9 protein-coding genes and 2 pseudogenes are annotated in these 7,143 nt (G+C 35.4%); all 11 read right to left on the minus strand.

From position 1 onward, the window contains the following. Window positions 1–284 precede the first annotated feature (284 nt). Complete coding sequence (locus ACKVOD_RS06930) at window positions 285–998, minus strand: 3'-5' exonuclease (RefSeq protein ID WP_409208741.1); 714 nt, start codon at window positions 996–998, stop codon at window positions 285–287. A gap of 96 nt (window positions 999–1,094) precedes the next feature. Continuing rightward, a pseudogene (locus ACKVOD_RS06935) lies at window positions 1,095–1,531 on the minus strand (methylated-DNA--[protein]-cysteine S-methyltransferase). 88 nt (window positions 1,532–1,619) lie between these two features. Continuing rightward, window positions 1,620–2,006, minus strand: coding sequence for a c-type cytochrome (locus ACKVOD_RS06940; RefSeq protein ID WP_409208742.1), 387 nt, complete (start codon window positions 2,004–2,006; stop codon window positions 1,620–1,622). Continuing rightward, a complete protein-coding gene (gene hemB / locus ACKVOD_RS06945) occupies window positions 2,007–2,999 on the minus strand; it encodes a porphobilinogen synthase (protein WP_409208743.1) in 993 nt (330 codons plus the stop codon). 121 nt (window positions 3,000–3,120) lie between these two features. Continuing rightward, complete coding sequence (gene hemF / locus ACKVOD_RS06950; protein ID WP_409208744.1) at window positions 3,121–4,065, minus strand: oxygen-dependent coproporphyrinogen oxidase; 945 nt, start codon at window positions 4,063–4,065, stop codon at window positions 3,121–3,123. Window positions 4,066–4,114: 49 nt separating this feature from the next. Then, the gene (locus tag ACKVOD_RS06955) at window positions 4,115–4,315 is read right to left on the minus strand and encodes a hypothetical protein (protein WP_409208745.1); all 201 of its coding nucleotides are present in this window, start codon (window positions 4,313–4,315) and stop codon (window positions 4,115–4,117) included. 18 nt (window positions 4,316–4,333) lie between these two features. Further along, window positions 4,334–4,474: pseudogene (locus tag ACKVOD_RS06960) on the minus strand (HNH endonuclease); the annotation flags it as partial. 40 nt (window positions 4,475–4,514) lie between these two features. Beyond that, window positions 4,515–4,673 carry a hypothetical protein gene (locus ACKVOD_RS06965; protein WP_409208746.1) on the minus strand — a complete coding sequence of 53 codons (159 nt, stop codon included), beginning with the start codon at window positions 4,671–4,673 and terminating at the stop codon, window positions 4,515–4,517. Between the two features lie 76 nt (window positions 4,674–4,749). Then, a complete protein-coding gene (locus ACKVOD_RS06970; RefSeq protein WP_409208747.1) occupies window positions 4,750–5,301 on the minus strand; it encodes a transposase in 552 nt (183 codons plus the stop codon). 129 nt (window positions 5,302–5,430) lie between these two features. Further along, window positions 5,431–6,582, minus strand: coding sequence for a uroporphyrinogen decarboxylase (gene hemE, locus ACKVOD_RS06975; protein ID WP_409208748.1), 1,152 nt, complete (start codon window positions 6,580–6,582; stop codon window positions 5,431–5,433). Between the two features lie 95 nt (window positions 6,583–6,677). Then, the coding region (locus ACKVOD_RS06980; protein ID WP_409208749.1) for a uroporphyrinogen-III synthase at window positions 6,678–7,143 on the minus strand (466 nt) is incomplete at its 5' end.

Raw genomic sequence — 7,143 nt, forward strand, 5'->3', positions numbered from 1 at the left:
TTCAAAACATGATCTATTGTATAATTTTTGCCCGAAAACAAACTGATCATGACAAACAGGATAGACGAAATAAAAATAACCAACCAAAATCTACTTAATACCATAATTTCTAATTTTTGTAAATGTAATTATTTAACTGCAAAATTCACAAAAGGTTACACAAAGAACCCTTAGAAGGGGGAAACAAAGAAAATTTTAACTACAAATTACCCAATAAAATCATTGTAAATCATTGTAAATCATTGTAAATCAGTTAAATACGTCAAATATGAGGCTAATTCAATTTAAACATGAATAATTTCCTCCTCAATCAACAACTCTTCTCTTCGCAAACGCAAGAAAATCTGCGCCACAGCAATCGTGTCCTTTTCGCAATAGGTTACAATGCGGTCAATGTCTTTTTCAACATAGAAAACATGACCCACCTGACTTCCATCGATATCACCTTTTGAAGAAGGAATTCCGAGCACTTTGCACATTAATTTCAAAGAGGTATAATGCTTGTAATCGCCAAATTTCCATAACTCTAAAGTATCCAAGTGCGGAATTTCCCATGGTTTTTTTCCAAAGAGATTGAGTTTATTGGGAATGGCAATTTGGTTAATTATCATACGCCGAGCCAGAAACGGAATATCAAATTCTTTGGCATTATGACCACACAAAACGTGTTGCGGTTGATTAAAATAATTGTTTAAAAGGGTATTAAAATCGGTCAAAATTTTCTTCTCTTCTCCAAAAAACGAAGTCACTCGAAAATTCCTGATATCGCCTTTATTTACAAAATAGCCCACCGAAATACAGACAATTTTACCAAACTCAGCCCAAATTCCGGCACGTTCATAAAAATCCTCAGCCGTGATGTCTTCCTTTCGCTGATATTGCGTTTTGTGTTCCCAAAGCGATTGCATTTCATCGTCCAAAGAATTAAAATTGGCTTCTTCAGGAACAGTTTCGATGTCTAGAAATAGAATGTTGTTGAGGTTTATTTTTTCTATCATAATTTAAATTTTGAGCCACGAATTCACGAATTTAAAGAAAAATAGATGAGGGGATAATAAAAAAACAGGAAATTTGTGAATTCGTGACAATCTATCTCAAAACAAACTTCCTTGCATACTAGGATTTTCGTGTTCGATCAACCATTTTTTATGCCACAATCCTCCAGCATAACCCGTGAGCGAACCATCAGTGCCGATAACTCTATGACAAGGAACACAATCCAGAGTGGGTTTTTCCCATTGGCAGAGGCCACCGCTCGAATGACTTTGATTTCTCCTGTTTTTTTTGACAATTCGAGATAAGACATGGTTTTTCCAAAAGGAATTTCGAGTGGCCATTTCCAAACTTTCTGTTCAAATTCGGTTCCAGATAGATTTAATTTGAAAATGAAATCGGTTCTTTTTCCATCAAAATAGTCATTCTTTTGAGAAACAACTTCTTGTAAAATTATTGGAATTGTAACAAAAACTTCTCCTTCGTCAATAACTAAAATTAATGAAATTCCGTTTTCATCACTAATAATTTTGGCAATTCATAGTGGTGTTTTGAAGCAAAAAGTTTCCGTTTTATAAAAGTAACAAAAAACAACTCAAGAGTTTAGCGTCTTTTGAAATTGACAATTATTTTAATGTGGTATAAAAATATGCTTCTAAAGCTTTTAGTTCCTCGTAAGAAAAAGTCTTTGTTAATTGCAAATTTACTTTCATAACATCATATTGCGATGGATCTACAAGTGGTTCAGCCTCTCCTTTAAGAAAAGAAATCATATCGCCATTTTTGTCTTTGTAGATTTTGGCAATTTCATAAACACTCGGACCAACTTGTTTTTCATTTGCTTTATGACAGGTAATACAAGCTCCTTTCCCTTCAAAAATTTCGGTTCCTAATGTAACTGGATCTTGAGTCTCAGCTTGTTTTTCGATTTTGCCAAAGGATTCTGAACTTTCCTTTTTACATGACAAAAGACTTAAGGAAATGACCGCAAAAAAAAGGAGGTTTCTCATCATTTATTTTTTCAAAAGTATCGCCGCTTCTTTGGCAAAATAAGTCGAAATTAAACTTGCTCCGGCTCTTTTGATGCACATTAATTGCTCCATCATAATAGCGTCATTGTCGAGCCATCCTCTTTCGGCAGCAGCTTTAATCATTGCATATTCGCCCGAAACGTGGAAAACGGTTACGGGAACATTCACCGCATTTTTGACTTCGCGAACAATGTCAAGATACGCAATTCCGGGTTTTACCATCACCATATCGGCACCTTCCTCAACATCCATTAAGGCTTCTTTGATAGCTTCGATGCGATTGGCATAATCCATTTGATAGGTTTTTTTGTCTTTTGGAATATCAGCATTATCGACAGGCGCACTGTCTAAAGCATCACGAAATGGCCCGTAAAATGCCGAAGCATATTTAGCCGAATAACTCATAATGCCCACATTTTGAAATCCTGCGGCATCTAATCCTTGACGCAAACGCAAAACACGACCGTCCATCATATCGCTTGGTGCTACAAAATCGGCACCCGCTTGAGCGTGAGAAACTGCCATTTTTACTAAAGCTTCGTTGGTTGCATCGTTGGCAATATCGCCGTTTTCGATGATTCCGTCGTGACCATAAATAGAATACGGATCCAATGCCACATCAGGCATAACAATCATTTCAGGACAAGCCGCTTTGATAGATTTGATGGCGCGTTGCATTAATCCATCAGGATTCCAAGCTTCTTTTCCAGTGTTATCTTTTAAGGATTCGTCCACTTTTACATAAATGTTTACGGCACGGATTCCTAAAGCGAACAATTCTTTAATTTCTTCGACTGTTAAATCGATAGAACGACGAAAAATTCCTGGCATTGAAGAAATTTCTACTTTATAGTTTTCGCCTTCTGCGATGAACATTGGAAACATAAAATCGGATGGACTTAATGTCGTTTCACGAACTAAACTTCTAATAGATTCGTTTACTCTTAATCTGCGGCCTCTTTGTAATGGAAACATATATTAGCCCCCTATCCCCAAAGGGGGAATTCCTATCAGGGGTCAATAGGTTTTTAGTTAATACATTATTTTTATTATTTTTAGACTCCTATTTCTTCTTGCGAAGTCCCCCCTTCGGGGGTTAGGGGGCTAGCCATTCTCTTGGATTCTCTAATACTTCAATTAATTTTTCTTCTTCACTTCCTTTTTCAGGATGATGGTCGTAAACCCACTGAACGTGTGGCGGCAAACTCATCAAAATGCTTTCAATTCGACCATTGGTTTTAAGTCCGAAAAGGGTGCCTTTGTCGTGAACCAAATTGAATTCGACATATCTTCCACGACGAATTTCTTGCCACGTACGTTGTGCGGCTGTGTAATCTAAATTTTTTCTTTTTTCGACAATTGGAACGTAGGCTTCCAGAAAACTATTGCCCACTTCAGATACAAAACTAAACCAATTTTCCATAGACATATCTTCATTTGCTTTGCAATAATCGAAAAATAATCCACCAATTCCACGGGCTTCATTGCGATGTGCATTCCAAAAATAGTCGTCGCATTGTTTTTTATATTTTGGATAAAAATCTTGATTATGCTTGTCACAAGCAGTTTTACAGGTTTGATGAAAATGTATTGCATCTTCTTCAAACAAATAATAAGGCGTTAAATCTTGACCGCCACCAAACCACGATAGCCCCCCAGCCCCCGAAGGGGGAGTTTCCCCCGAATCGTTTAAAGGATACATTTCGAAATAGCGCCAATTCGCGTGAACGGTTGGCACCATTGGATTTTTTGGATGCAAAACTAAACTTAATCCACAGGCAAAAAAATCAGCTTCTCCAACCCCAAACATTTTCTGCATAGCTTCAGGTAATTTTCCGTGCACAGCTGAAATATTCACACCGCCTTTTTCGAAAACTCCCGAACCTTCGGGACCGCTTTCTATTACGCGTGTTCTTCCGCCACCACCTTCAGGCCTGTCCCAAATATCCTCACGAAATTTGGTTGTACCATCAACAGCTTCCAATCCTGCGCAGATTTGGTCTTGAAGATTTTGTATGTATTGGTAGAATTTATTTTTCATTTTGCTTTTTCTATCCTGCAAGGTTTTTTTCAAACCTTGTAGGTATTTATTAAATCAATCTTAGCTTATCAGGTGTAGGATATTTTACTGGAATTAATAACAATTTATATGGAACTTTATCCATTTCAATTTCCGATATTTTTAAATCCATTAAGTTGTTTTCTATACAATTATTAATCGCTAATTTTAGATATCGCCTAATAATCATAAGTGATAAAAAATCATCCCCACGAAAAAACATCCATTCCATCAAATCCTTTTTACCCTTTGAGCTGTTACAACTTTTACAAGCATAAACTAAATTATCCCCATTGTCTTTTCCTCCTATTTTTTGCGCTAAAATGTGGTCTAAAGCAAGTTTTTCTGTTGAGTTGCAATAATTATACTTTGCTCCGATTGATAATTTAATTTTTTCATCGTCAAAAGTGTCCTGATATTCATTTTGCCAGTTAAAAGCCCTTTATATAGTTTAGCTCTAATTGCATAATTAATTTATCAAACCTTGTTTGATTGTTTTCAACAGCAGCGTGTGCCATTGCCAAATTAGCATAGGCATAAAACAAATGTTCTTTTAAATTTAATTTAGTAATATCTATCTCTTTTTTCAAAAAATGTTACTTTTTATTTATGACTTTTCTAATTAATACCTACAAGGTTTTGAAAACCTTGCAGGATAACAAAACTTTACTCAAATGTATGTTTTTCTGATAAAAAATCATTTTTCTGATTGTGAGAAGAAATGAAATTTTCTATTCCGCCAAATAATTTCAATACTTCTTCTCTCTCTATTTTTGTTTCCTTATTTGAAATGAAAGCCTGATAAGATGAATACTTATACTCCTCGAATTTTAAATCTAAATGATGCTTTGGATTCAAGTGAACATACAATATTAGTTGTTTCAAATATTCTTCATCATTCAATTTTATTCTTTTGAAATGTTTTTCAAAAAGACTTCCAGTTCTGCCATTCCTCTTGTTAAATGCTTTTGCATAAGAATTAAAAAAATTAGAAAACCCTTGTGTCACTATTTTTTCATCCTCATTTATTCGAATAACCAAATGAAAATGATTGTCCATCAAACAAAAGGCAAATATTGAAATTGTTTCTGATAAATATTTTGAAAATTGTTTCAGAAAGAAGTTTTTATTTTCGTCATTTTCAAAGATTAAGCACCCATTTATTCCCCTGTTATAAATGTGATAATAACCATCTTTTTCTAAAACTTCTAATTTCATAGTTCCAATAATTAGGTTTTCCTCCTGCAAGGTTTTTTTTAAACCTTGTAGGTATTCCTGTAAAGATAATGGCTTCCTAACATACCTACAAGGTTTGAAAAAAACCTTGCAGGAGATTCGGTTAACTACCTACTTTTTTCCATACTCCTTCACTGCATCCACAAACGCCTTAGCGTGATCCACCGGAATATTTGGTAAAATACCGTGACCTAAATTGGCAATATATTTGTCTTTTCCGAATTCGTCAATCATTTCGTGAACCATTTTCTTGATAACAGGAATTGGCGAAAGCAAACGACTTGGATCAAAATTTCCTTGCAATGTGATGTTTCCACCTGATAAATAACGTGCATTTCTTGGCGAACAGGTCCAATCAACGCCTAATGCCGAAGCCCTACTTTTTCCCATTTCTCCCAAGGCAAACCAACATCCTTTTCCGAAAACAATAACGTGCGTTTTTGTCGACTTTTCAGTTGTTTGCCCAAGGTCGCCAAGAACCGATTTTTTTTCATCGGAAAAAGTATTTTTAGTTTCGGTTTCATAAGCCAAAGCTTCCACGATTTGATTGATGTATTTCCAAGAGAATTCTTGATAATCAACTGGCGAAAGCATTCCTCCCCAAGAGTCGAAAATCTGAACGGCATCTACACCTGCTTTTACTTTTTCTTTCAAATATAAAATGGTTGTATCAGTAATTTTTTGCAATAATACGTGTGCTGCAACTGGATTTGAAAAACAAAATCCTTTGGCGGTATCGAAACTTTTTGATCCTTTTCCTTCCACAGCATAACAGAAAATTGTCCAAGGCGAACCCGCGAAACCAATTAACGGCACCTCATCGTTCAACATTTCTTTGGTCAATTTTATAGCGTCCATTACATAACCCAAAGTTTCTTGAATATTAGGAACAATTACTTTTTCGACATCCTGAATAGTACGAATTGGATTGGGTAAAAACGGACCGAAATTTTCTTTCATCAAAACTTCAATTCCCATTGCTTGCGGAACAACCAAAATATCCGAGAATAAAATCGCCACATCAGGACCAATCCTGCGAATGGGTTGAACGGTAATTTCAGCTGCTAATTCTGGAGTTTGGCAACGCGTAAAAAAATCATATTTATCACGCAGCGCAATGAATTCTGGCAAATATCTTCCGGCTTGACGCATCATCCAAACTGGTGGGCGCTCTACTGTTTCTCCTCGTAATGCTTTTAAAAATAGGTCGTTCTTAAGCCCCCTAACCCCCGAAGGGGGAATTTGAATATCTATATTGTTCATTATATTAATTTATTAAAACTTTTAAACTTTCTAAATTTTAGTATTCTTTTTAACTTTATAAACTTCCCGAATTCCCCCTTAGGGGGTTAGGGGGCCTATTTATACTCTTCAATACATTCCTCAATCACGTCCTCAATTGACGGTTGGGCTGCAATAATTATATTCTTAACTGTTTTTGGTAATGCATCCGCAGTTGTTTCACCGATGCAAAAGCAAAGTTCTTTTTTTATAGTATTTTCTTTCAAATAACTTTCAACTCCCGACGGACTAAAAAACAAAATTGCTTCAACGGCAGCTTTTATTTTTTGTGGTGTCAATGAAGTTTCGTAAACCTGAATCTCATTAAACTTAATTTTTGCTTCTTTTAATGCTTTTGGCAAAGTTTCTTTTCTCAAATTTCCACTAAAAAAGGTATAGCTTTCATTGGCATAAATCAAAGTGATAATTTCAGCCAAGTCCGATGCATAACCCGTGTAAACAATTACATTAAAACCGCTTTCAGACAATAAAATCTTGGTTTTTAATCCAACGCAAAAAACATTTTTAGTTTTTAAGGCATCA

It is taken from the genome of Flavobacterium sp. (assembly GCF_046155325.1).
Taxonomy (GTDB): Bacteria; Bacteroidota; Bacteroidia; order Flavobacteriales; family Flavobacteriaceae; genus Flavobacterium.

Excerpts from the sequence above, each read along its gene's own strand:
- ACKVOD_RS06930 (WP_409208741.1), bottom strand. The coding sequence starts at position 998 with ATGATAGAAAAAATAAACCTCAACAACATTCTATTTCTAGACATCGAA.
- ACKVOD_RS06940 (WP_409208742.1), bottom strand. The coding sequence starts at position 2,006 with ATGATGAGAAACCTCCTTTTTTTTGCGGTCATTTCCTTAAGTCTTTTG.
- hemB (WP_409208743.1), bottom strand. The coding sequence starts at position 2,999 with ATGTTTCCATTACAAAGAGGCCGCAGATTAAGAGTAAACGAATCTATT.
- hemF (WP_409208744.1), bottom strand. The coding sequence starts at position 4,065 with ATGAAAAATAAATTCTACCAATACATACAAAATCTTCAAGACCAAATC.
- ACKVOD_RS06955 (WP_409208745.1), bottom strand. The coding sequence starts at position 4,315 with ATGGAATGGATGTTTTTTCGTGGGGATGATTTTTTATCACTTATGATT.
- ACKVOD_RS06970 (WP_409208747.1), bottom strand. The coding sequence starts at position 5,301 with ATGAAATTAGAAGTTTTAGAAAAAGATGGTTATTATCACATTTATAAC.
- hemE (WP_409208748.1), bottom strand. The coding sequence starts at position 6,582 with ATGAACAATATAGATATTCAAATTCCCCCTTCGGGGGTTAGGGGGCTT.